Annotated in this window: 26 protein-coding genes and 1 pseudogene; 26 read left to right on the top strand and 1 reads right to left on the bottom strand. The window is 48.6% G+C overall.

Annotation, left to right across the window (positions count from 1 at the left end):
• Window positions 1-79 precede the first annotated feature (79 nt).
• From NNO08_RS08210 to NNO08_RS08120, 20 genes are all read left to right on the top strand, one after another.
• Window positions 80-415, top strand: coding sequence for a hypothetical protein (locus NNO08_RS08210; RefSeq protein ID WP_069891564.1), 336 nt, complete (start codon window positions 80-82; stop codon window positions 413-415).
• Window positions 403-1,860, top strand: a complete 1,458-nt coding sequence (locus NNO08_RS08205) for a glycosyltransferase family 2 protein (RefSeq protein WP_271456527.1) — start codon at window positions 403-405, stop codon at window positions 1,858-1,860. The genes NNO08_RS08210 and NNO08_RS08205 overlap by 13 nt, the downstream gene beginning before the upstream one ends.
• The gene (locus NNO08_RS08200) at window positions 1,842-2,435 is read left to right on the top strand and encodes a hypothetical protein (RefSeq protein ID WP_271456526.1); all 594 of its coding nucleotides are present in this window, start codon (window positions 1,842-1,844) and stop codon (window positions 2,433-2,435) included. Before NNO08_RS08205 ends, NNO08_RS08200 begins: the two co-directional genes overlap by 19 nt.
• Window positions 2,428-2,796, top strand: coding sequence for an HNH endonuclease (locus NNO08_RS08195; protein ID WP_271456525.1), 369 nt, complete (start codon window positions 2,428-2,430; stop codon window positions 2,794-2,796). The genes NNO08_RS08200 and NNO08_RS08195 overlap by 8 nt, the downstream gene beginning before the upstream one ends.
• Before the next feature lie 101 nt (window positions 2,797-2,897).
• Window positions 2,898-3,359, top strand: coding sequence for a terminase small subunit (locus tag NNO08_RS08190; RefSeq protein ID WP_271456568.1), 462 nt, complete (start codon window positions 2,898-2,900; stop codon window positions 3,357-3,359).
• Between the two features lie 3 nt (window positions 3,360-3,362).
• Window positions 3,363-5,021: a terminase large subunit gene (locus tag NNO08_RS08185; protein WP_271456524.1), complete on the top strand. Its 1,659-nt coding sequence runs from the start codon at window positions 3,363-3,365 to the stop codon at window positions 5,019-5,021.
• A gap of 58 nt (window positions 5,022-5,079) precedes the next feature.
• On the top strand, window positions 5,080-7,017 hold the full coding sequence (locus tag NNO08_RS08180) for a phage major capsid protein (RefSeq protein WP_271456523.1): 1,938 nt from the start codon (window positions 5,080-5,082) through the stop codon (window positions 7,015-7,017).
• 32 nt (window positions 7,018-7,049) lie between these two features.
• Window positions 7,050-7,220, top strand: a complete 171-nt coding sequence (locus tag NNO08_RS08175; RefSeq protein ID WP_176208446.1) for a hypothetical protein — start codon at window positions 7,050-7,052, stop codon at window positions 7,218-7,220.
• Window positions 7,220-8,572, top strand: coding sequence for a phage portal protein (locus tag NNO08_RS08170; protein WP_271456522.1), 1,353 nt, complete (start codon window positions 7,220-7,222; stop codon window positions 8,570-8,572). The genes NNO08_RS08175 and NNO08_RS08170 overlap by 1 nt, the downstream gene beginning before the upstream one ends.
• A complete protein-coding gene (locus NNO08_RS08165; protein WP_271456521.1) occupies window positions 8,569-9,453 on the top strand; it encodes a phage gp6-like head-tail connector protein in 885 nt (294 codons plus the stop codon). The genes NNO08_RS08170 and NNO08_RS08165 overlap by 4 nt, the downstream gene beginning before the upstream one ends.
• Window positions 9,450-9,776: a head-tail connector protein gene (locus NNO08_RS08160; RefSeq protein WP_003833951.1), complete on the top strand. Its 327-nt coding sequence runs from the start codon at window positions 9,450-9,452 to the stop codon at window positions 9,774-9,776. Before NNO08_RS08165 ends, NNO08_RS08160 begins: the two co-directional genes overlap by 4 nt.
• Window positions 9,777-9,846: 70 nt before the next feature.
• Window positions 9,847-10,041, top strand: a complete 195-nt coding sequence (locus NNO08_RS08155; RefSeq protein ID WP_003833950.1) for a hypothetical protein — start codon at window positions 9,847-9,849, stop codon at window positions 10,039-10,041.
• 2 nt (window positions 10,042-10,043) lie between these two features.
• On the top strand, window positions 10,044-10,376 hold the full coding sequence (locus tag NNO08_RS08150; protein ID WP_271456520.1) for a phage head closure protein: 333 nt from the start codon (window positions 10,044-10,046) through the stop codon (window positions 10,374-10,376).
• Window positions 10,369-10,854: an HK97-gp10 family putative phage morphogenesis protein gene (locus NNO08_RS08145; RefSeq protein ID WP_271456519.1), complete on the top strand. Its 486-nt coding sequence runs from the start codon at window positions 10,369-10,371 to the stop codon at window positions 10,852-10,854. Before NNO08_RS08150 ends, NNO08_RS08145 begins: the two co-directional genes overlap by 8 nt.
• A complete protein-coding gene (locus tag NNO08_RS08140) occupies window positions 10,851-11,216 on the top strand; it encodes a DUF3168 domain-containing protein (protein ID WP_271456518.1) in 366 nt (121 codons plus the stop codon). The genes NNO08_RS08145 and NNO08_RS08140 overlap by 4 nt, the downstream gene beginning before the upstream one ends.
• A gap of 52 nt (window positions 11,217-11,268) precedes the next feature.
• Window positions 11,269-11,766 carry a phage tail tube protein gene (locus tag NNO08_RS08135; RefSeq protein WP_049001826.1) on the top strand — a complete coding sequence of 166 codons (498 nt, stop codon included), beginning with the start codon at window positions 11,269-11,271 and terminating at the stop codon, window positions 11,764-11,766.
• A gap of 53 nt (window positions 11,767-11,819) precedes the next feature.
• The gene (locus NNO08_RS08130; RefSeq protein WP_049001825.1) at window positions 11,820-12,200 is read left to right on the top strand and encodes a phage tail assembly chaperone family protein, TAC; all 381 of its coding nucleotides are present in this window, start codon (window positions 11,820-11,822) and stop codon (window positions 12,198-12,200) included.
• A 110-nt stretch (window positions 12,201-12,310) separates the two neighbouring features.
• On the top strand, window positions 12,311-12,487 hold the full coding sequence (locus NNO08_RS23180) for a phage tail assembly protein T (protein ID WP_442870776.1): 177 nt from the start codon (window positions 12,311-12,313) through the stop codon (window positions 12,485-12,487).
• Window positions 12,488-12,549: 62 nt separating this feature from the next.
• Window positions 12,550-13,269 (top strand): zinc ribbon domain-containing protein, encoded by a 720-nt coding sequence (locus NNO08_RS08125; protein WP_077224034.1) that lies wholly within the window; start codon window positions 12,550-12,552, stop codon window positions 13,267-13,269.
• Between the two features lie 74 nt (window positions 13,270-13,343).
• Window positions 13,344-15,818: a phage tail tape measure protein gene (locus NNO08_RS08120; RefSeq protein ID WP_271456517.1), complete on the top strand. Its 2,475-nt coding sequence runs from the start codon at window positions 13,344-13,346 to the stop codon at window positions 15,816-15,818.
• 165 nt (window positions 15,819-15,983) lie between these two features.
• On the opposite strand, the gene NNO08_RS08115 is transcribed toward NNO08_RS08120, so the two are convergent.
• Entirely contained in the window at window positions 15,984-16,199 is a 216-nt protein-coding gene (locus tag NNO08_RS08115) for a hypothetical protein (protein ID WP_271456516.1), read from the bottom strand.
• A 200-nt stretch (window positions 16,200-16,399) separates the two neighbouring features.
• On the opposite strand from NNO08_RS08115, the gene NNO08_RS08110 reads away from it, so the two are divergent.
• The 6 genes and pseudogenes from NNO08_RS08110 to NNO08_RS08085 all read left to right on the top strand — a co-directional run.
• The gene (locus NNO08_RS08110) at window positions 16,400-16,993 is read left to right on the top strand and encodes a hypothetical protein (RefSeq protein ID WP_271456515.1); all 594 of its coding nucleotides are present in this window, start codon (window positions 16,400-16,402) and stop codon (window positions 16,991-16,993) included.
• Window positions 16,993-17,577: a hypothetical protein gene (locus NNO08_RS08105; RefSeq protein WP_271456514.1), complete on the top strand. Its 585-nt coding sequence runs from the start codon at window positions 16,993-16,995 to the stop codon at window positions 17,575-17,577. Before NNO08_RS08110 ends, NNO08_RS08105 begins: the two co-directional genes overlap by 1 nt.
• A gap of 6 nt (window positions 17,578-17,583) precedes the next feature.
• Complete coding sequence (locus NNO08_RS08100; protein ID WP_271456513.1) at window positions 17,584-17,982, top strand: DUF6950 family protein; 399 nt, start codon at window positions 17,584-17,586, stop codon at window positions 17,980-17,982.
• Entirely contained in the window at window positions 17,982-20,696 is a 2,715-nt protein-coding gene (locus NNO08_RS08095) for a phage tail tip protein J-related protein (protein WP_271456512.1), read from the top strand. The genes NNO08_RS08100 and NNO08_RS08095 overlap by 1 nt, the downstream gene beginning before the upstream one ends.
• Entirely contained in the window at window positions 20,696-21,640 is a 945-nt protein-coding gene (locus NNO08_RS08090) for a DUF6453 family protein (RefSeq protein ID WP_271456511.1), read from the top strand. Before NNO08_RS08095 ends, NNO08_RS08090 begins: the two co-directional genes overlap by 1 nt.
• 10 nt (window positions 21,641-21,650) lie before the next feature.
• Window positions 21,651-21,776 (top strand): annotated as a pseudogene (locus NNO08_RS08085) (tail fiber domain-containing protein); the annotation flags it as partial.

The following is a 21,776-nucleotide window of genomic DNA, read 5'->3' as shown; positions in this document are numbered from 1 at the left end:
CTGGGTGATGCCGTTAGGTTGCGTTTACCTCTCGGGCGGCATTGCCGTGCGACAGGCTCACGTCTAAAAGGAAACGCACATGAAGTATCAGCTCGCAAAATTGTATCGCGGTGATCGTTTCTTCGGGTATGGAATAGCAGTAGGTGGCTTGCTTATTGATGGTCAGGTTTCAACGGTGGTAGAAACTGCGCCAAACGAAATGCCGAAAGTAATTGCGACATTTAATCTCAGCAATGAACATTCCGAAAAACAACCACGAATTGATTTAGATAATCCCAGCGCTTCTACCGAACTCAACGTTGTAATCCATCCAGATAAGCCATTAACCATCGAGCAGGCAGATGAACTACGAGATTTAGTAAAAGACTTTGTTGCCAAACATAATCTCTCTGATGGTGGTTTATGGAAGTATTAATAAACGGGGTACGTTTTATACCAGAAGGCGATAATAAAGTACGTATTGGGATAGCAATCACAACTCATAATCGTCATGAAGTGCTTAAGCGTGCCATTGAGCAGCACATGAAGCATCTTCCATCTGGTGCGCTGGTGGTTGTGATAGACGATGGATCAAGTCCTGCTGCAATAGTTCCTGATGGGGTTAAGTTGGTACGCCATGAGCAATCACGCGGCATTGTCGCTTCCAAGAACGCCAGCCTGACAGCGCTGGTGGACGCAGGGTGTGAGCATCTTTTCCTGTGGGATGATGATGCATGGCCAATAGCTGATAATTGGCATCTACCCTACATCGAGTCACCAGAGCCCCATTTGGCTTATCAGTTTCTTGACCTCGCTGGCCCACGAAAGATTAACGATATGACAGTCCTGTACAGGGATGATAAGCATATCGCTTACACCGGGCAGCGCGGTGTAATGCTGTACTACCACCGCAGCGCCATTGATAAGGTTGGCGGCTTTGATCCGGTATACGGTCGTGGTATGTACGAGCATCCCGATCTGGCGCTTCGTATTCACAACGCAGGGTTATCGACATGGGCCTTCGCTGACGTGGTTGGCTCTGAAAATCTGATTCACTCAATGGATGAGCACGAAGAGGGCTCACGCTCCATCCCTCGGCCAGATCGCGAAGCTTTAGTGAAGCGTAACGTTGGTATTTTCAACGCGCGGCGTGATAGCGGATATACAGCTTTCACTTCTTACCGAAGTAACCCAAATCTTGTTCTGACCACATTACTAACAAGTCAGCCAGATCCACAGCGCACAGGTAGAATGAAACATGATGCGGGTATTCTACAGTCGTGGGCTGATTCAGTATCTGGTGCGGTGCCGGTTGTACTGGCGGATGAACTGAAAGTATTACCTTATGGCGTAGAGTTATACGAAGTTCCCGAGTTGAGCATGAGCCCTTACTTTGCTCGCTGGCTTCACATCTACCAATACCTGCGCTCACATCCTGAATTTGATCTGGTCTGGTGCACTGATGGTACTGATGTCGAGATGCTTAGAGAGCCATGGGCAGAAATGCAGCCGGGTAAAATATATGTTGGTTCTGAGCACAAGACGTATTCCGATGGATGGATGAAGGCTAATCACCACGGCAAAGCATATAGCGACTTCATCGAGCAGCATCGTGATGAACCACTGCTGAATGCTGGTCTGTTAGGTGGAAGTAGAACTGATGTGATGGAATTCGCTCACCGCATCATCCGTCAGTATTACCTGATAGAAAGTCACCGCTTCTGGAAGATGGAAGCTGCACCCGCCACGCTGGTGGATATGGGTGCTTTCGGAATGGCTGCAAAGTCATTCGGTGATCGAATCGTTACCGGACCTCTGGTGCATACCATCTTTAAAACAGACGGTTTCGGTAAGGAGTTAGCGTGGTGGAAACACAAGTGAAGTTCGTAGTGGTCGGACACCATGACCGCTTTGCCTCTGCAGTTCTTCTGGCAAGCGATTTGGGAGCCCATCTTCTTCTGGATGAAGGTGAGCATGGGGCCAACTGGAATCATCGCCGAGCGCTTGAATGGGCTGCCAACCAATCATGCCGTGTTGTCGTACTTGAAGATGATGCTATGCCAGTCACTGGGTTCCGCGACAAGATTGCTGTGTGGCTTTCTCGATATCCAGATGCACTGTGTTCATTTTATCTCGGCACTGGCCGTCCACCACAGTATCAACTGGAGATAGCATCAAAGCTAATAGCAGCTGATAAGGCCAGAGCTGACTTCATAACATTGCCGCGTCTTATTCATGGCGTCTGCTACAGCGTACCTCAGCAACATATCAAGAGAGTGCTGGATAAATGGAACCACAGCAAAGCAGCAGACTATGCAGTCGGTGATGCTTACGGTGGCCCTGTTGTCTATCCATGCTACTCACTTGTTGACCACGCTGATGGACAGCCAGTAGAACCAGCCAGAGACAATCAGCCAAGAACAGAACGCCGCAGAGCATGGAGGTTACATGTCTAAGTTAAAGACACTACAACCTCGCCTGAAAGCTATCGACACCCGACGAATAAAGCCTGTCTATGGTGAGCATCGCCGCGTAAGCGGTAGCGCAAGGGTGAGCCTCAAGCGTCGTATATATGTGCGCGACGGTGGACACTGTTGCATGTGTCAGCGAGTGGTTGACCTGCATGACAGTGAACTTGATCACCGCATAGCACTACAGTTTGGTGGTGACAACGATGAGAGCAACCTGTGGACGCTGTGCATTGATTGCCACTCAGGTAAGTCATCGCGCGAAGCATCAATGAACCAGCCAGACAGTGAGGCTCTGAAGCACTCTGTGCCGAAAGATAAATTGCAAGACGGCATCGTAATTCTCTGACCAAACACCGGGGGGGGTATCAGTGGGTGTCAACGCCGATCGCGCTGGACACCGCGCCCCCTCTCACGCGCAGAAAATTTTCCCCTTTGGAGGGTGTTAACGTGTTAACAGGACAAAAGCGCAAATTCGCACAAGCGCTGATGTCCGGTTCATCCCAGGCTGAAGCAGCCCGAAAGGCCGGTTACTCCGAGAAAACCGCGAGGTCACAGGGTTCCCGGCTGGCAAAAGACCCGGATATCATCGCGTTTATCAGTAAAAAACGTGGGGCCGAAGTCATTGCCGAGCAGGCTATTTCTGAACCAGATGATCTGCCAAAAGTTGTTAACAGAACGGTGAAGGAATTTGATGATCCGCTTGAGTTCCTGAAAGCAGTGATGAACGACGTATCAGAAGAGACGGATGTCAGAAAAGACGCCGCAAAAGCGATGCTGCCATACCTTCACCCCAAAAAAGGAGAAGGCGGTAAAAAGGATGCAAGACATGCCGCCGCGAAGGTCGCAGCAACGGGTAGCAAGTTTGGAGCAATGGCACCGCCGAAGCTTGTTGTTAATAACAAGGGGTAATCAATGGCTCAATGGACCACGGCTTGCCCTGAATGGGAATCTCTTCTGGTTGCAAAGCAATCAATCATCCCACCACCAATTTTCCCAGACCAGGCAGAACAGGCACTTGGCATCTTCAAAGAGTTACGCGTCTCTGATTTACCAGGGAAGCCAACATTTGGTGAGTGTTCTGAGGAATGGGTATTTGACTTTGTTAATGCCATTTTCGGTGGCTATGAAGCAGAGACTGGTAAGCAGTTAATCCGCGAATATGGACTACTTATCTCGAAAAAGAACACAAAATCGACCATCGCTGCAGGAATTATGCTGACCGCGCTAATCCTGTGCTGGCGTGAAGATGAAGAGCACCTGATTCTCGCGCCGACAAAAGAGGTGGCTGATAACAGTTTTAAACCTGCTGCCGGGATGATACGCGCCGATGAAGAGCTATCTGATATGTTTCAGATTCAGGACCATATCCGCACCATCACACACCGAGTAACACGAAATACACTCAAAGTAGTAGCAGCTGACACCGATACTGTTTCAGGTAAAAAGTCAGGGCGCATTCTGGTCGATGAGCTTTGGTTGTTTGGCAAGCGAGCTAATGCCGAAGCCATGTTTATGGAAGCACTTGGTGGGCAGGTATCTCGCAACGAAGGGTGGGTTATATTCCTGACTACGCAAAGTGATGAACCGCCTGCTGGTGTATTCAAAGAACGCCTTGATTACTGGCGAGCTGTGCGAGATGGGAAGATTAATGACCTTAAAACACTCGGCGTCCTGTATGAATTCCCTGACTCTATGGTGGAAAGCAAGGCTTACCTTGAACCAAAAAATTTCTACATCACCAATCCGAATATTGGTCGTTCGGTAAGTGAAGAATGGATTGCCGATCAGCTTCTGAAGAACCAGAACAAAACAGACGGCACATTACAGCAGTTCCTTGCGAAACACCTCAATATCGAAATTGGTCTGAACCTCCGCAGTGACCGATGGGCAGGTGTTGATTTCTGGGAGCCGCAAATTAGGCAGGTAACATTCAGCGATATCCTTCAGCGAGCTGAGGTTGCTACGGTTGGGATAGATGGTGGTGGCCTTGATGACCTTCTTGGTCTTTACATTATTGGTCGTGACAAAGAAACCCGTGAGTGGATTGGATGGGGCCATGCCTGGGCGCATGAAATAGCTGTGCGCCGCAGAAAAAGCGAGGAATCCAGGTTCAACGATTTCGTTAAGGCCGGTGATCTGACTATCGTAAAACGAGTAGGACAGGACACTGAGGAAGTTGCTGAATATGTCAGCCGTATCAATGATGCGGAACTGCTGGATAAAATTGGCATTGACCCTTCTGGTGTCGGTCAGATCCTTGATGCTCTTGTAGAAGCTGAAATACCTGAAGATTCAGTGGTTGGTGTCAGCCAGGGCTGGAGACTTGGTGGTGCGATTAAGACAACAGAGCGCAAGCTTGCAGAGGGGGTGCTAATTCATGGTGGACAGCCATTAATGGCCTGGTGTGTAGGCAACGCCAGAGTAGAACCTAAAGGTAACGCTATCCTCATCACTAAACAGGCCAGTGGAAAGGGGAAAATTGACCCCCTTATGGCCTTGTTTAATGCCGTTTCGCTAATGGCACTTAATCCTGAAGCGAAGAAGAAAGATTACCAGGTATTTTTTATATAAATAACACGTCAGTTAATGACCCGCCACGGCGGGTTTTTTCGTTTCTGGAGGACAGTAAATGAAGCTTGACCGCGCATGTACGATCATGACGGTGAAAGCGGTGGATGAGGACAAACGGATAATCACCGGGATTGCTTCCACACCATCACCTGACCGTGACGGCGACATTATGGACCCTGACGGTGCGAAGTTCGGTAGTGAAAACCCTTTCCTCTGGCAGCATGACAGAACCCAACCTATTGGGAACTGTTCTGCAAAGAAAGTGAAAGAAGGGCTTCAGATCACGGCGCAACTTGTTAAGCCAACACCTGACATGCCATCGCAGTTGGTGGCCAGGCTTGAAGAAGCGTGGGCATCAATCAAATCAGGTCTTGTGAAAGGCCTGTCTATCGGCTTCAAGCCAATTAAATACGCATATCTCGACTCTGGTGGCATCCATTTTCTTGAATGGGAGCTTCTTGAAGTTTCTGCAGTAACGATCCCGGCGAATGCCGAGTGTTCGATTCAAACCGTTAAGTCGTTTGACCGCCAGTTACTCGCCGCGCTCGGCAATGAGAAACCGGTAGTGAAAACCATAAATTCTGCTGGCGCTTCAGCACCGAATAAATCTTCTCAAAAAGGAAAATCAACGATGAATATCGCTGAACAGATCAAAAGTTTTGAAAACAAGCGTGCAGCGCTGGCCTCTTCACTGAACGACATCATGAGCAAAGCCGCCGATGAAGGCCGCACGCTGGATGCGGAAGAAACAGAAAGCTACGATAACACCTCTACTGAAATCAAAGCGGTCGACGAGCACCTTAAACGCCTGCGTGATATGGAAACCAGCATGGCATCAACCGCCAAGCCAGTAACTAAAGCAGCATCTGGTGAAGTAACAGTGGTGAATAAGGCACCATCCATCATCCGTGTAGAGCCTAAGCTGGAAAAAGGTATCGCCTTTGCCCGTTTCGCCAAGTCTCTGGCAGCTGGTAACGGTAGCCGCTCAGAAGCGCTACAGATTGCGAAAAATCAGTATCCTGATGACACCAAACTTCACCATGTTCTGAAAGCAGCAGTTAGTGCTGGTACCACCACAGACCCTACCTGGGCTGGCGCTTTAGTTGAATATCAGGATTACGCGCAGGATTTCGTTGAGTTTCTTCGCCCTCAGACCATTATCGGGCGCTTTGGCCAGGGCAGCATCCCGTCACTGCGGCAGGTACCGTTTAATGTGCGTATTCCTGCGCAAACCTCTGGAGGGTCAGCTGGCTGGGTAGGTCAGGGTAAAGCCAAACCTCTGACCAAGTTTGACTTTGCAACCATCACCTTCGGTTTTTCCAAAGTGGCGTCTATTGCAGTTCTGACAGAAGAGCTTATCCGTTTCTCTAATCCATCTGCTGATGCTCTGGTACGTAACGCCCTTGCTGAAGCAGTGATCGCTCGACTGGATACCGACTTCATCGACCCGGCAAAAGCGGCAATGGCTGATGTTTCCCCGGCATCTATTACCAACGGCATCACTGCGATTCCGTCTACTGGTGACCCGGATACCGATGCTGCAGCAGCATTTGGTCAATTTATTACCAACAACCTGCAGCCGAATGGCGCGGTCTGGCTGATGTCCAGCACTACGGCTCTTACGCTGTCCATGCGTAAAAATGCACTGGGCCAGAAAGAGTATCCGGACATGACCATGCTGGGCGGTACATTCCAGGGACTGCCAGTAATTGTCTCCCAGTACGTTGGCAATCAGTTGGTGCTGGTTAATGCACCGGATGTATACCTGGCTGATGACGGCGGTGTGGCAGTTGATATGTCTCGCGAAGCTTCTCTGGAAATGCAGAGCGCTCCGACCCATGACAGCACCACCCCAACGGCAGTGGAACTGGTATCCATGTTCCAGACCAACAGCGTGGCCATCCGTGCAGAGCGCTGGATTAACTGGAAACGCCGTCGCGATGCAGCAGTGGCCGTTATCTCCGGCGTTGATTACAGCACTGGCGCTACCAGCTAAGAAGGAGGGCGGGGGAAACCCCGCCGTTTCATATGGCAAAGATCAGATACCTACAGCGTACACATGACTCATTGCCTGGTGATGAGAAAATTGTGAATGACCAGTGCGCAAAGGTACTGGTTCTGCTGCATAAAGCTGAATATGTGACTGGCAAAAAAGCTGGTGGACCGAAAAAGAAAAAAGTTAACGCGGAGAATGGCTGATGTGGAATCCTTTTAGTCGGAAAGAGAAAGCACTACAGCAACCATCATCTCGCGGCTGGACTCCGATATTTTCCTTTGTCAGAGAACCTTTCGCAGGTGCCTGGCAAAGAAACATGGAAATCAGGAATGAGACCGTACTTTCGTATTATGCGGTGTTCTCTTGCATTACGCTGATAGCCAGTGACATTTCAAAGATGTCGCCAGCCATTCAGGCCAAAGATTCTAACGGCATCTGGAAAGAAGTTTCGGATAATGAATTCGACACACTAATCAGTAAACCTAACCAGTTTCAGAACACAATTCAGTTTTTTGAAACGTGGATGAATTCAAAACTTTCTCGCGGAAATACCTACGTGATGAAGGTTAAAAACAATACCGGGAAGATTACAGAACTTCGTATTCTTGATCCGGATAAAGTCACACCCTTAGTTGCTGATGATGGTTCTGTTTTTTATCAAATTAGCCCTGACCAGATTAGCGGTTTGCCGACACAAGTAACCGTTCCGGCGCGAGAAATAATTCACGATCGCTTTAACTGCCTATTTCATCCTTTGATCGGTATTTCTCCTATCTATGCATGTGGACTCGCAGCAATGCAGGGTAAGCACATCCAGGAAAGCTCTGCGTTCTTCTTTAAAAATGGCGGCAAACCAAGTGGCGTTATTACTATTCCTGGCTCTGTTGATGCTGACAAAGCCACAGAAATAAAAAAAGCATGGGATGCTGGTTACACAGGGGAAAATGCAGGAAAGACTGGACTGTTATCAGGTGGCGCAGAATACAAAGCGATCACCATGTCTGCGGTAGATGCGCAGACTGTTGAGCAGCAGAAACTTTCTGCAGAAATGGTTTGTTCTGCCTTCCATGTCCCGGCATATAAGGCTGGCGTTGGCGAAATCCCAAGTTCTGATAACGTTGAAGCACTTGAACAACAATATTACTCGCAGTGCCTTCAGGTACTGATTGAGTCTATCGAGTCACTCTTGAAAGAAACTTTCGAACTGGATGGCAAAAAGCGTGTTGAGCTTGATATCGGCGCGCTGTTACGAATGGACAGCGAACGCAGAATGAAAGTGCTGGGTGATGGAGTTAAAAACACCATCCTTACTCCAAACGAAGCTCGCAAAAGTGAAAATCTCCCTCCAGTTGAAGGCGGAGATTCACTCTTCCTGCAGCAGCAAAACTTCAGCTTGGCAGCTCTGGCAAGACGAGACGCATCTGAAGACCCGTTCAGCAAAGGACAGCAGCAGACACAACCATCACCAGAGCCAGTAGAAGAAAGTGGAAAGGCACTAAGCGAAACTGAACTTTTCGCGGCGAAAACAATGCTCAGAGGATTATTAACAAAATGAATGAACGTGAATTATCCCTGATAAAGGCGCTTGGTGAAGAGTTTGGAACAGCCATTCAAAAAATGGCAGATGACTTTCAGCAAGCGCTGGAGAAAACAGCCAGTAATCTGGGAAAGCAACTTGAAGAACTGAGGGGATCAATCCCTGAAGTTCAACCTGTAGAAATTCCTGATGTATCAAAAATGGTTGCAGACGCGGTGAGTGCTATTGAATTGCCGAAAGCACCAGAACTACCCGACTTTAGCCAGATCATCGCTGAAGCAGCTAAAAGTGCGGTGAACCAGTCTTTAGAATCACTTCCCAAGCCTAAGGATGGTAAAAGCGTCACGGTTGATGATCTGCGTCCCCTTGTCGAAGAGGTAGTTAATGCGTTAATTCCTGAGCCGGTAGATGTTGAAAAGCTCGCTCAGGATTTGTTGTCAAAGATTCCTGTTCCTGAACCGGGTTCAGATGGTCGTGACGCTCTTGCAATAGAGCTTGAACCATTCATCGATGAGAAAAAAAGCTATCCACGCGGTACCTATGCGACTCACAAAGGCGGACTTTGGCGCTCCCACGAAAAGACGCACGGCATGCGAGGCTGGGAATGTATTGTTGACGGTGTGTCGGGCATTGATATCAAACAATATAACCAGCGAACCTTCTCAATTTCTCTCGAAAGAGCAAGCGGTACTGTTGAAGTTAAGTCCTTTGACATCCCGGTAACTATCTATCGCGATGTATTCAAATCTGGTACCGAATATCAACCTGGCGATACGGTCACATGGGGTGGTTGTATGTGGCATTGCAACGAGAAAACATGTGACAAGCCTGGTGAGACAGGATCGAAAGGATGGACGCTTGCTGTTAAGAAAGGGCGAGATCTGAGGGATAAGCCATGATCGAACTGGTTTCGCTCGAAGAGGCTAAGTTGCATCTCCGTATTGACGACGATTACGGAGATTCAGACCTTACCTTAAAAATTCAGGGCGGCAGCGCAGCAATACTTTCCTACATTCAGGGAAGTCGCGCGTTAGTCGTGGATAATTCAGGAAAACTAATTGATGGTGAGCCGCTTACTCGCGTTCAGACAGCTCTGCTGGTTCTGCTTGGCTATCTTGACCGTAACCGTGGCGGCGAAGAGGAGGACAAGTTGAAGCAGGGCGAACTTCCGTTTTCTGTTTCAATGCTGATTTACGATCTCCGTAAACCGACAATTATTTAAGGGGCAGGTATGGCATGCGCAGGATGCGCCAGACGGCGCGAGTGGATTAAAAAGTGGACGAGGATTGCCTATGAACGAGCAGCAGGTAAACGAACTAACGGCGGCACTGAAAGCGCTGGCAACGTCTCAACTGAAACAGGCAGAAGCGATAAACCGCTTGGCTCTGGCTGATGAAACACTGATATCTCTGATTGCAAAAACGCTCGTTGATGAAATTGATGATGAGCTACCACCGCAGACCTATCTTGATGGTAAGCCGAGGTAATCGTGGAGTTTGCTAAACTGCGTCACCGTATCACTATTCAGCGACGAACAGGCGTCCAGTCATCAACCACAGGGGCAATGGAATATACATGGAACAACCTGGCAGATGTTTATGCCAGCGTGGTTTCTTCATCAGTCCGTGACTTCATTACAGCTCAAGCCGCTAACGTAAAAGTTACTGCCAGAATCACCATTCGTTTTCGGGATGATATTCAGGAGAAAGACCGCATCCTCTTCCGTGGAAAAATATACAGCGTTGAAGGGATTTTACCTGACCCGAATAGCGGACTTGAATACCTGACTCTTCCATGTTCTGAGGGGGTTAAAGATGGCTGACAGCATTGAGTTAAAGCTTGAAGGTGTAGATTCACTGCTTGGTAAGTTAGAAGCCATTACTACGGAAACCAAACGGAAAACAGGGCGTTTGGCACTGAGAAAAGCGGGAAACATTATCGTAACCCAGATAAAGAGAAACGCAGAACGACTCGACGATCCACACACTGCCCGTAGCATTGCTGATAATGTCGCGCTGCGCTGGAATGGTCGAATGTTCAAACAAACTGGTGATCTTGCCTTCAGAATAGGTATTCTTCAGGGCGCTGTACTTAAAAAGCATCCGAATACGGCAAAAGATGCACCTACCCCTCACTGGCGTCTTCTGGAATTTGGCACTGAAAAGATGGCGGCAAAACCTCTGGTTCGTGCTGCAGCTAATGCTCGACTGATTGAGGTTTTCAACACCTTCTCTGTGAATTATGAGGCGGGGATTGACCGAGCTATCAAACGAGCACAGAAGAAAGGAGGGACCGCATGATTGCTCCCATTTTTCCTGTTTGTGCGGCGAATCCGGCAGTGACTGCTCTACTTGGAAGCAACCCTGTCAGAATTTACCCTTTCGGCATTCAGGATGATGACGTTGTTTATCCATACGCCGTCTGGCAGAACATCAGCGGGTCTCCTGAAAATTTCCTCAACCAACGACCAGATGCGGACATGTATTCGCTTCAGGTTGATATCTATGCCGATACTCCTGATGAGGCTATTGCTGTCGCTAAAGCCATGCGTAATGCGATTGAGGTAGAAGCCAACATTGTTCGATGGGGAAATCAAACACGAGACCCTGAAACGCTCAGGTATCGATATTCTTTCGACGTTGACTGGATAGTCAACCGATAACAAACCTTCCACAACCGGCCTTGAGCCGGTTTTTTTATACCCGGAGATAATTATGTCAGTAGTGACTCAAGGCACTCAGATGTACATGCTGAATAACGGTGTGGTACAGGAAATAGAATGCATCACTTCTTTTTCACCTGGCAGTAGCCCAGCAGATCAGATTGAAGATACCTGTCTGAGTGAAACCAACACACGTTCCTACAAAAAAGGGTTGCGCACCCCAGGGCAGGCTACGGTTGCACTTAACGCTGACCCGGCAAACGCCAGTCACGTAATGCTGAGCAATCTTGCTGAATCAAGCGACCAGACAAACCTGACCTTTGCTATCGGCTGGGCTGATGGTACTGAAGAACCTACTGCGGCTACTTCTGGCACTCCTGACGCAGTGGATGGTCTTTCTCTTCCTGACACTCGTACCTGGTATGTATTCCAGGGCTATGTGTCTGATTTTCCCTTCGATTTTCAGGCCAATACAGTAGTTCAGACTTCCGCGACTATTCAGCGTTCCGGTCAGGGTGTTTGGGTTCCTAAAGCACAGCCAACCAGTTAATCGTAATCAGGTATTAACTTGCGGGGGAAACCCCGCAATACGAGAGGAAAGAAATGAAACTTAATCTTGATTCATTAAAAAAGGCTGGGGCATTCACAGGTCGTCCTGTAGAGAAAGAAATTAAATGGAAAGGTGCTGACGGGGAAGAACACATTGCCACAACCTATGTTCGCCCTCTGGGTTATCACACTGCTACGTCTGACGTCCTCGCCGGGCTAGGCAAGATTGATGGCGTTGCTGGACGTATTGCAGCTTCAATCTGTGACGAAGACGGGCATCAGGTGTTTACCGTAGCTGATGTAACAGGTGAGGCTGATCCGGAACGTGGCGCACTGGATGGGAATCTTACAGTGGCTTTGCTGGTGGCCATTCAGGAAGTTAACGATCTGGGAAAGACGGACTCAGCGCAGAAGACGAAATCTGGTGCGAACTAGTCCTCAACGGGATTGGTGGTCGTACCATTTCAGAAGCTCAGGAACGCCTTAGCTTCCTTGAGTTCCAGCAGTGGGTTCAGTATCGTCAAAAATACGGAAGCCTGAACCCAATGATGCGGACGGAATGGGGCGCAGCATTGATTTCTTCTGTGCTGGCTAATGTTCATCGCGGTACAAACACACCGGCATTCAGCATTGCTGATTTCGCCCCTCACATAGCAGCTGTAGAGCGCGTTGCCGCTAACGAACCAATCAGCCTGCAGGAAGCGATGAGGACGTGGAATTGAAAAGTAGAATTTATTAGAAACGCTTTCCTTGCTACCCTATCTAAAAACAAGGAGATCAAGGAATGGCTTTAATTAAATGCAAAGAGTGTGGAGAACAGGTATCTGATAAGGCCGCATCATGTCCAAAGTGCGGAGCTCCCATAGCAAAAAAAAACAAAGGTCCATCGGGATGTATGATGGTGTTTTTTATTTTTGTAGGGGTTCTTATCCTTCTTTTGTTTATTGGCAAAGTAAGCAATAAAAAAGAAGCACCTAGCCAAACAGTGGGTAGCACTCAGGTAAGCACTGATAAGTTGAAAAATGATGTCGTAAAAGAAGTAGAGGTAAAAAAAGAACCAGTTACAGTTATTAACTGGCATAACCAACCCACGAAAGATAGCGTTACTGGTGAGGTTGGGGAGATTTTTTATAATACATCGAAAAATCATGTTAATTTCCCATTCCCATACAACGTTGATGGTGGATCTGTACTCAACTTGGTTTTCCGCAAAAGAAAACAAGGTACTGATGCCTATGTCGTGATATCTAAAGGGCAGATTGTATGTGGTTACTCAGATTGCTCAATAAGAACGAAGGGCGATAACGGAAAGGTAAAAACCTGGACTGCAAGTAGTGAGGCGTCTGGAAGGTCAGATATGATTTTTCTTGATAACCCACAGTCTTTCGAAAAATATATCAAGAGCAATAAAAAAATCACTATTGGAGTGACATTTTATCAATCTGGCGAACAGGGGTTCGATTTTGATGTTTCAGATTATCCAGAGCAAGCAAAGAAAAAATAAAAGTAATATTTACACTATTTAATAAGTATTAAAATGCCTCGCTTTGCGGGGCTTTTTTTTACCTGGAGGACAGCGTGGCAAGTAAATCATTAGGTACATTAACGATAGACTTAATTGCCAAAGTTGGCGGCTTTGTTGGCGGCCTAAGCCAGGCTGAAAGGGCATCGCAGAAATGGCGAAAACAGGTTCAAGAGGATGCAAAATCTGTAGCTGTTGCATTCACAGGGGCAGCAACTGCAGCAAGCGCCGCTGCTATTGGCGTAGGTGTGGCTGGATACAACCTGTTAAAAAACACCTCCAGGCAAATTACTGAGTCTGACCGTTGGGCTAAGTCGCTCAACATGTCTACTCAATCATTACTTGCTTGGCAGTATGCTGCAGAAAAAGCAGGTGTTTCAGGCGATCAAATGGCTGATATTTTTAAAGATATCGGAGATAAAATTGGTGACTCGGTACTGAATAAATCAGGTGAGGCTGTAGATGCATTGGATGCACTCGGTTTATCAGCTAAAAAATTATCGAGTGAATCGCCGGATAAGCAACTTTTAGCCATAAGTGATGCGCTAAGCAAGATTAAAACGAACGCTGAAAAGACTACTATCCTTGAAAGCTTGGGTAACGATCTCTCTAAGTTGCTTCCTTTGCTTGATCAGGGCGGTGATAAATTACAAAAATATATTAAGGCTGCGAAAGAATTTGGCGTAGCCCCAGATGATACCGATATAGAAAGTCTCGTAAAAGTTAATTCAATCTTTGAGGATATGGAAAACCAAGTTAAAGGGGTTAAGATTGAATTATCAGCTGGATTAGCAAAGGTTGACCTTTCTAACCTGCAGAAATCAATTAGCGATATGGGTGATGTATTTAAAGACCCTGAAGTTATCAAAGGTATCACCAACCTTGTTAGTGGCGTGGTCGACCTCGCTACCTGGCTTGTTAAGGTTGGAGCGGAAGCAGGAAAACTCATCGATCTTTACAAAGGGGGACAGGCAGTAGGGGAGAATGCATCTATAGAGGAAATTGATCGTCGCATAAGAAACCTTGATGCAGATTTAAATGACGAAGGTTTTCTTGCAGATTTCAACAGATTAGGAATGGATGTGGAAGGGAAACGGGCTGAACGATCAGAGCTTGAACGCCGCCGAGCAATCCTTAAAGCAGGAAATAACCTACCTCTATATCCAGCAACCATAGGTAATTATTCTTCATCTAAAACAGATTATGGTCTTGACGCAGGAGAATCAAACGGGAAATTAAAAACTGATACTTCAGCAAAAAAACTTGAATCAGCTTTTAAATCAATGGAGACAAGTTACCTCCGCCAGATTGCTCTCATCGACACCACTGGAAAGAAAAGCGCAGAAGTTACTGAACAGCAAAAACTACAATTTGATATCGCTGACGGAAAGCTAACTGGACTTAATGAAACACAGAAGCAACGCCTTGAACAACTGGCTACAGAGGTTGATCGCCTGAATTCCGTAAAAAAGGCGAACGAGGAAAATCTAAAACTGGCTGAATACGTTTCGAACCTTCAACGTGAAAATGCGAATTCAGCGGCTTCTCTTGATGCAGATGTCATTGGCGCAGGACTTGGTGATAAATCCCGCGAAAGGATGCGTGAGCAACTCAGTATTGAACGAGAATTTCTGGAGAAGCGAGAGGATTTGCAACGACGCTATCAGAGCGGAGATATTCGTAGCCAGGAGGATTATGACCGCTATAACCAGGAACTGGACAAAGCGCTTGCTGAGCGGCTCGATAAATACCGTTCTCATTATGACCAACTAGATGAGTTACAGGGAAACTGGCTGGCAGGGGCTCAGAATGGTCTGGCTAACTGGGTAGATACTTCCAGCGATTATTACACTCAGGTGTCAGATTTAGTCGGTAACACCCTTGATGGACTGGTGGACAACATGGCTGACGCCCTCAGTGGTAATAAAGCTGACTGGGCAAGTTGGGCGAACAGTGTGCTGAATGAGCTGCAGAAAGTCTTGCTCAGAGCAATTATGGTCAACACGCTTAAATCTGCTGGTGATAGCGGCTGGTTTGGTTCACTGGGTGGGATGTTTGGTAGTTCAGTAGCTGGTGCAGCATCCGCTGGCGGTGCAACACCGTCCGGAGCTTATACTGGTGCGGCATCTCAATTGAAATTCGCTAAGGGCGGCGTAATGGACTCCCCTGATCTGAGTCGTTTCCGTAATGGCGTCGTGAACAGCCCGACGATGTTTGCATTTGCAAAAGGTGCAGGCCTGATGGGAGAAGCTGGTCCTGAAGCGATAATGCCCCTGACGCGAACTGCTGACGGTAATCTCGGTGTTCGAATGGTGGATGACACAGTTTCTTCTGTTGGCGGCGGTGGGGCTCAGCTTCAACAAACCATTCAGCAGCATTTCTCTATTTCCGGTAATGGAGACGCTGCACTGAAGCAGGCTATGCAGGAAGCTGCGCGACAGGGAGCAAATGACGGTGCGAAGCAGGCGCGTCAGGATATCTTGCAGGACTTCTCTAATCGCGGCCAGGCAAGGCGATTGCTTGGCGTGTAACCATTATTAATATTCATTAAGCTGAAAGGCGGGAGACAACTATGACTTTAGAGCTAAAAGTTGAAGAGCAGGATACTAAAAAAATAGAACCGAAAATGCGGTTCGAAAAACAAACCGCGTCAATGAGTATCACTAAAAATAAGGTTGAGGTTAGAACTGGTAAGGCTAATCTTGTCCGCTTATTAAAGTTTTAACAATGATTCCAATTTGAGCAATGGCTAATTGGGATGACTTCTGACCTTTATTTTGCTCATAAACCTTGTCTAAATTACCTAAAAGCTTGTCACCGAAACCAGGGGACTGCTCATCCAATGTTTTCACTAAAACAGCATACGCGGCATTGAGGGAATATAGAGCAGTTGTAGAGTCTGGTACTTTCATTTCATTTGAAATTGATTATTCGAATTTATAAGTCATTTCCTTTCCTTATAAAGAGGTAATCAGCCATCCCTCCTTTCCCATGGACGTCTGTGTCTCATTACAGACGGGCTGAACGTCAACCATAGCCAGGTATGTAAATCATTTACATCCTGATAAATGATCAGTAGCGCCGACGCGCGCAGAATAATGCAGGAGAATCTATGGCTGTACTCGAATGGCCGGAAGATGTCTGTCCCGCGTCGCTGACATGGCGACCTGAGAGTAATACCAAAACCTTTCGATCTCCATTCAATGGGGCATCGCAGACAGCACGCTTCCCCGGTACCCGCTGGGTATGTTCCCTGACTTTTAATAACCTGACTGACGAAAAATCCAGGCGTATTGATGCCTTGGTGGCTTCGCTTGATGGTGAATATGGCAGGGTAAAAGTTCGTGACTGGGGGAGAAGTGGCAGAACACCTGCAGGTGCGCCCGTTGTTGATGGCGCTAATCAGACAGGGGTCCAAATTCAGAGTAAAGGCTGGACGCCGGGAGTAGTTGTGCTCAGACAGGGCGATTATTTCACCGTTAACGATGAACTGAAGATGGTTACAGCCGATGTAACGAGCGTGGCTAACGGTACCGCAATGATTGCATTTGCGCCGATGTTGCGTGGTTCTCCGCCTGCTAATGCTGTCATTGAGGTTGCGAAACCCTACGGCATTTTCAAACTGAAGGATAACCAGCAGGGTGCCGGTAACCGTGTGCCGGGTGTTTTTACCAGTTACACGCTGGAGCTTGAGGAGGCATTTTAATGCTGTATTCCCCCTTTTCTGACTCGATGGTGGAGTGGTTATCCCGCGACAGGGTGACAGTTGCGATTGCCGCTAATATTCAGTTTGAATCCGGCACCGTCTATGTGCATTCCGGTACCGGGACGCTGGTTCTCGGTGGCTATGTTTATTACGGCATGGGGCGCATGGGCTCCGTTGATGATGCCAGTGAAACCAGCACGACCAGCCCCACGCAGGTCAAAATGACCCTTTCTGGTCTGGATATGGCCCTCTTTGCCACCACGCTGAATGAGCGCTGTGTGGGCAGAAACGCCGAAATTTATCTGGTGGTCATGGATGATAACGGCGTTGTCCAGGCTGCCGATCTCCTGTTCAAGGGGAAGGTGTCCAGTACGGGGGCGACAGCCGGAGAGACGAACGCCCTGCAATACACTCTCAGTAATATTTTTGAAGACTGGCAGCGTCCTTTTCCCGATCGGTATACCGACGAATCACAACAGGCCGCTTATCCAGGCGATCACATATTCCGTTATGTGGCGCAGATGGCTGAACGTTCAATTTACTGGGGCAATAAAAAAGATGCACCCGGATTTACCTATAAGTGAGGAAGCATGAAGCATCCGGACTGGCATAACAGATTAATCACCGTAATAAGGGCCGCTGAAAAGCGGCCTTTTTTATGGGGTAGTCATGACTGCTGCCTGTTCGCGGCGGACTGTGCTCAGGCCATGTGCGGCGAGGATTTTGCGGCGGGCTGGCGCGGAACCTACGACAGCGAACACGGGGCGAAAAAGGCGATATTGCGCGGTGGCGGTTCGCTTGAAAAGGTGCTGGTCCGTTATCTCGACGAGGTGCCGGTGAAACTGGCGCAGCGTGGGGATATTGCCGTTGTTGAAAATGCCGGGGCGCGATGCGCCGGGGTGGTGTATTCCGGCGTTGTATGGGTTCCTGGCGAAAATGGTCTTGTCAGTCTGCGGGTTAAGCCGCTGAGTGTCTGGAGGGTGCGTTAATGCCTGCTGCTATTCCTATCATTGCCACCGTTGCTGCGGGTGCTGCCGCCTCATATCAGTATTACGGGATTGCAATGGCCATCACAGTGGCCGCTCAGGTGGCAACTCAGGCACTGACCAAAAAGCCATCACTGGGTTCATACCGTGACACATCGGAACGTAAACAGGTCCTTCGTGCCGCAGCCAGCGCCAAAACGGTTGTTTATGGTCACACCACGACAGCGGGAACATTGTTCTTTTCAGAGGAAGAGTCGGGGCAACAGGATGACGGTGAAATGCTGCACCTGGCTGTTGCGCTGGCGGGTCACTCATTATCCAGCATTGGAACCGTCTGGCTGGGTGACGAACCGATCAGCAGTTTTCCGGAGCATGCGTCTTTTGAACTGCACACAAATCGCCAGACCGTAGATCCGTACATGCTGGCAAACTGTCCGTCATGGAAAGAAGACATGATCGGAAAGGGGATCACGTGGCTGCGTGTGTCCCTCAAATTCAGTGCAGAAAAATTCCCGTCAGGCATCCCGAATATCAAGGTCGAAAAGTACGGGCGTGCCGTTTATGACCCGCGTACCGGGTTGACGGCTTACAGCAACAATGCGGCGCTGGTCATCCTGGATTATTACCGCAATTACCTGAAAGTGCCTGACGCCGATATTCTCTGGGAGCAGTTCAAGGAAGCGGCGAATATCTGTGATGAGGATGTGGTTACTGGGGGGAATACCGTTGAGAAGCGCTATACCATCAACGGAGAGTTCGATCTCAGTGAAAACAAAGTCAGTATCCTGGAAGGAATGCTGGCAGCGTGCGCGGGGGATGTAACATATACCGCGGGCAAACATGGTCTTCTCGTCGGGGCTTATTACGGACCCGCTACCGAAGTGATCACTGAAAGCCAGCTGGCCGGTGATATCGAAATCATGCCGGAAGTCTCTCAGGCGGAACGTGTTAACACTATCAAAGGGACATTTGTCGATCCGCAGCAGGGTTATACCGAAGCGGATTTCCCCTCTGTGTCTGTCAGTGAATGGGTGACAGAAGACGGGGTGGAAATATCGCAGGATATGAAGCTGCGATTTGTGACTTCAGAATTTCAGGCTCAGCGCCTCGCTGATGTGAAGTTAAAGCGTACCCGCATCGCCAGAACCATGAACGTTACGTTAAACCTGAGCGGATACCGTTACCGTCCCGGGATGTACGTGAAGGTGAATTTCCCGTCGATCGGTATCGTTAACGTTGAGATGCGGGTTACCGACTGGAAGTTCGGGGTACAAAATGGCGTACAACTGACGCTGAAGCAGGAAACTGCAGATGTCTGGGGTGATGCCATTGGTAAACCGATTGAGAGACCGCCATTTACTCAACTGCCACCAGGCGGAGTGGCTCAGCCGCAGAATCTGAAATATACCGTGGAGGAAATCGGGCAGGTCGTGCAGGGCATCCTGTCCTGGCAGAACATCGGTCAGGTTGTCTATAACAAAGTGATCATTCGCCGTAATGGTCAGATGGTCATGTCCGTCCAGGTTCCCGGGATGTTCACGCGTCTTACCGGTTTACCGAAAAATACCTACACAGCACACGTTATTGCTGTAAACCAGATGGGGGCAGAATCCCCGGAAGCTTATCTGGAATTCAGTATAGAAGCCCCACTGCCACCTTCTCATGTTGATATTGAGCAGGGCTTCTTTGCCGTCACGCTGATCCCGCGTCTGGCGGCGATCACTAATGTTTCCACGCAGTTCGATTTCTGGACATCGGGTGAAACTCAATTGCCAGGAACGTCCACTGAAACGGTTGAAGGTAACGCCAGTCGCGAGGGGATGGGAACCACCTGGACCAGCAGCCAGCTACAGGTGGGGCATACCTATTACTGGTATATCAGGACAATTAACGCTTTTGGTGCATCAGGCTTTATCGAAGTACCGGCGCTGTGCTCTATGGATACAGGTAGCCTCATTGATCTCATTGACGATTCTGTCCAGAAATCAGATGCATTCCAGAACATTAAGGATGGTGTGGATACGAACCTGGAAGGCATTATGGAAAATGCCCTCGCTAACCATGGGACGGTCCAGCGTCAGTTTGAGCAGTATGGCGAAGTCAAAGCTGAAGTAATGACCGTCACCACCACGGTTGCAAATCTGGATGGTGCGTTTGCGGAACTTGCTGATTATGTACAGGCACAAATTGGCCCCGATGGAGAGCTGATGGCTGCTGTAAATCAGAAGCTAAATGCAGAGGTCAACAGCGACGGCACTGCGAAAGCGTCATACACCCTGAACCTTGGCATTGTCAGAAACGGTGTTAAATACAACACTGGTTTCGGTATGTCTATCGAGCCTGATGGAAACAGCTATAAATCCACGGTTGTATTTGCTGCAGATCAGTTCGGTATTTATTCAGGTAATAATCCTGGTGACTGGCAGGCTGCATTCTTCGTCTATAACGGGCAGGTTTTTATTCGCAGCGTACTCATTCAGGAGGCATCCATTGATTTCGGTAAAATTACGGACTCTCTTCAATCTTCAAATTTTATACCCGGTGTAAGAGGGTGGAATCTGCCCAAGAATGCCAGCCCTGAATTCCACGGAAGACTGTATGCCGACAGCGGTGAATTTGCATTTAACGGCGTTAATAACATTGTCGTCATAAACGGGAATGGGCTGACAGTTAATCTTCCAGGTGGTGGGCGGGTTGTTGTCGGGAGGTGGTCATAATGCCGGAAGGGATTTTAATCGACTACAACGATGGCCGCCCTGTAATGGCGATTACTGCGGGGCTGCGCGCCCCCAGTTTTTGTACATCGTTCTCTGGCTGGTCCTCTCAGCCAATGCAGTACCCAGTCAATACCCCGCTCGTTCCCGGCTCTCAGGTCATCGTGATACCCACCAACCCTGTCTACATCTATTCCTTTGCTGAATTTGATGTGGCCTTTATGACGGTTGTCACCAGAAACGGAGATTCCGGGGTCATCATTGGTGCTGAGACAATCGGCGGTAAAAGCCTTGTCCCTGACTGGTCAGGTTACGTTATGGAACTGCTGCCTGCAGCGACTTATAACGAAGGGCTGTTTGTTTCAAATTCGACTGACTTCACCGCCATATCCAATCAGGCCGCGCTGATGACCTGTGCCTGGTCCGGTCGCATCACGGTTAATGGCAGCGCCCCCCTCCCAGTTGGTGGCATCCCTTTTGGTAAATGGGATAACCCGAATGTATCGGTGGGGTTTGATGGCGGCAATATTATCGTTCGCGATATCTCGTACACAGGGCGGGACGACGTGGCCGGAACGGCGACCATAGACCTTGTGATATTCAATCAGACAGCGCCTGTTGGTGGCGATGGTATCACCATGACCAACGCCGCTGGCCAGGTGACGTTCTCCACGCTGAAGCGGCCTTTTGTATACGACCGACAAATCCAGATTACCGATGCATTTCAGAATATTGGCGGCGGGTATTGCCAGATAGTTTACACCGGCGCACAGGTCCGGATGAACGGCGGTTACGGCAATCTCAGAATGAAGGGTGTCGTTATGTCCGGGGGAAGTGTCAGGTCTGCATATAACCGGGTTTTTGGTAACTACGCCAGCAATGGATGGGATATGACCCGAAACAGAAATATCTCCATGCCCATTCTCGTCCTCCCAAATATGTACTGAGGAAAATTTTATGTCAGCAGGAACACTCACCCTGACGAATAACTCTGCCCAGGTATCAGGGGCAGGGACTTCATTTACTACCGAACTCGCGGTAGGCGATTTTGTTGTTGCTACTGTAGGCGGCATCTCGTATACG

The sequence above is a fragment of the Citrobacter sp. Igbk 17 genome, assembly GCF_028069775.1.
GTDB lineage: Bacteria > Pseudomonadota > Gammaproteobacteria > Enterobacterales > Enterobacteriaceae > Citrobacter.
The sequence above is the reverse complement of the archived record's forward strand: the minus strand, read 5'-3'. Positions and strand labels throughout refer to the sequence as shown.

What these genes read in the sequence shown, in the direction of transcription:
- NNO08_RS08095 (WP_271456512.1), top strand. Translation starts at nt 17,982, where the DNA reads ATGCCTGCTGCTATTCCTATCATTGCCACCGTTGCTGCGGGTGCTGCC.
- NNO08_RS08170 (WP_271456522.1), top strand. Translation starts at nt 7,220, where the DNA reads ATGTGGAATCCTTTTAGTCGGAAAGAGAAAGCACTACAGCAACCATCA.
- NNO08_RS08180 (WP_271456523.1), top strand. Translation starts at nt 5,080, where the DNA reads ATGAAGCTTGACCGCGCATGTACGATCATGACGGTGAAAGCGGTGGAT.
- NNO08_RS23180 (WP_442870776.1), top strand. Translation starts at nt 12,311, where the DNA reads ATGATGCGGACGGAATGGGGCGCAGCATTGATTTCTTCTGTGCTGGCT.
- NNO08_RS08185 (WP_271456524.1), top strand. Translation starts at nt 3,363, where the DNA reads ATGGCTCAATGGACCACGGCTTGCCCTGAATGGGAATCTCTTCTGGTT.
- NNO08_RS08195 (WP_271456525.1), top strand. Translation starts at nt 2,428, where the DNA reads ATGTCTAAGTTAAAGACACTACAACCTCGCCTGAAAGCTATCGACACC.
- NNO08_RS08160 (WP_003833951.1), top strand. Translation starts at nt 9,450, where the DNA reads ATGATCGAACTGGTTTCGCTCGAAGAGGCTAAGTTGCATCTCCGTATT.
- NNO08_RS08110 (WP_271456515.1), top strand. Translation starts at nt 16,400, where the DNA reads ATGGCTGTACTCGAATGGCCGGAAGATGTCTGTCCCGCGTCGCTGACA.
- NNO08_RS08165 (WP_271456521.1), top strand. Translation starts at nt 8,569, where the DNA reads ATGAATGAACGTGAATTATCCCTGATAAAGGCGCTTGGTGAAGAGTTT.
- NNO08_RS08210 (WP_069891564.1), top strand. Translation starts at nt 80, where the DNA reads ATGAAGTATCAGCTCGCAAAATTGTATCGCGGTGATCGTTTCTTCGGG.
- NNO08_RS08100 (WP_271456513.1), top strand. Translation starts at nt 17,584, where the DNA reads ATGAAGCATCCGGACTGGCATAACAGATTAATCACCGTAATAAGGGCC.
- NNO08_RS08105 (WP_271456514.1), top strand. Translation starts at nt 16,993, where the DNA reads ATGCTGTATTCCCCCTTTTCTGACTCGATGGTGGAGTGGTTATCCCGC.
- NNO08_RS08175 (WP_176208446.1), top strand. Translation starts at nt 7,050, where the DNA reads ATGGCAAAGATCAGATACCTACAGCGTACACATGACTCATTGCCTGGT.
- NNO08_RS08115 (WP_271456516.1), bottom strand. Translation starts at nt 16,199, where the DNA reads ATGAAAGTACCAGACTCTACAACTGCTCTATATTCCCTCAATGCCGCG.
- NNO08_RS08140 (WP_271456518.1), top strand. Translation starts at nt 10,851, where the DNA reads ATGATTGCTCCCATTTTTCCTGTTTGTGCGGCGAATCCGGCAGTGACT.
- NNO08_RS08145 (WP_271456519.1), top strand. Translation starts at nt 10,369, where the DNA reads ATGGCTGACAGCATTGAGTTAAAGCTTGAAGGTGTAGATTCACTGCTT.
- NNO08_RS08155 (WP_003833950.1), top strand. Translation starts at nt 9,847, where the DNA reads ATGAACGAGCAGCAGGTAAACGAACTAACGGCGGCACTGAAAGCGCTG.
- NNO08_RS08205 (WP_271456527.1), top strand. Translation starts at nt 403, where the DNA reads ATGGAAGTATTAATAAACGGGGTACGTTTTATACCAGAAGGCGATAAT.
- NNO08_RS08130 (WP_049001825.1), top strand. Translation starts at nt 11,820, where the DNA reads ATGAAACTTAATCTTGATTCATTAAAAAAGGCTGGGGCATTCACAGGT.
- NNO08_RS08135 (WP_049001826.1), top strand. Translation starts at nt 11,269, where the DNA reads ATGTCAGTAGTGACTCAAGGCACTCAGATGTACATGCTGAATAACGGT.
- NNO08_RS08090 (WP_271456511.1), top strand. Translation starts at nt 20,696, where the DNA reads ATGCCGGAAGGGATTTTAATCGACTACAACGATGGCCGCCCTGTAATG.
- NNO08_RS08125 (WP_077224034.1), top strand. Translation starts at nt 12,550, where the DNA reads ATGGCTTTAATTAAATGCAAAGAGTGTGGAGAACAGGTATCTGATAAG.